Annotated in this window: 1 rRNA gene; it reads right to left on the reverse strand. The window is 51.4% G+C overall.

Annotation, left to right across the window (positions count from 1 at the left end):
- Positions 1–984 (reverse strand): 23S ribosomal RNA (locus tag IFT44_RS21015); the annotation flags it as partial.

The following is a 984-nucleotide window of genomic DNA, read 5'->3' on the forward strand; positions in this document are numbered from 1 at the left end:
AAAGACAACTCGTCATCAGCTCTCGGCCTTGAGATCCCGGATTTACCTAAGATCTCAGCCTACCACCTTAAACTTGGACAACCAACGCCAAGCTGGCCTAGCCTTCTCCGTCCCTCCATCGCAATAACCAGAAGTACAGGAATATTAACCTGTTTTCCATCGACTACGCTTTTCAGCCTCGCCTTAGGGACCGACTAACCCTGCGTCGATTAACGTTGCGCAGGAAACCTTGGTCTTTCGGCGTGGGTGTTTTTCACACCCATTGTCGTTACTCATGTCAGCATTCGCACTTCTGATACCTCCAGCAAGCTTCTCAACTCACCTTCACAGGCTTACAGAACGCTCCTCTACCGCATCACCCTAAGGTGATACCCGTAGCTTCGGTACCTGGTTTGAGCCCCGTTACATCTTCCGCGCAGGCCGACTCGACTAGTGAGCTATTACGCTTTCTTTAAAGGGTGGCTGCTTCTAAGCCAACCTCCTAGCTGTCTAAGCCTTCCCACATCGTTTCCCACTTAACCAGGATTTTGGGACCTTAGCTGACGGTCTGGGTTGTTTCCCTTTTCACGACGGACGTTAGCACCCGCCGTGTGTCTCCCATGCTCGGCACTTGTAGGTATTCGGAGTTTGCATCGGTTTGGTAAGTCGGGATGACCCCCTAGCCGAAACAGTGCTCTACCCCCTACAGTGATACATGAGGCGCTACCTAAATAGCTTTCGAGGAGAACCAGCTATCTCCGAGCTTGATTAGCCTTTCACTCCGATCCACAGGTCATCCGCTAACTTTTCAACGGTAGTCGGTTCGGTCCTCCAGTTAGTGTTACCCAACCTTCAACCTGCCCATGGATAGATCGCCCGGTTTCGGGTCTATACCCAGCGACTAAACGCGCTATTAACACTCGCTTTCGCTACGCCTCCCCTATTCGGTTAAGCTCGCCACTGAATATAAGTCGCTGACCCATTATACAAAAGGTACGCAGTCAC

The organism is Pseudomonas sp. CFBP 13710, assembly GCF_014842235.1.
Lineage (GTDB): Bacteria > Pseudomonadota > Gammaproteobacteria > Pseudomonadales > Pseudomonadaceae > Aquipseudomonas > Aquipseudomonas baltica.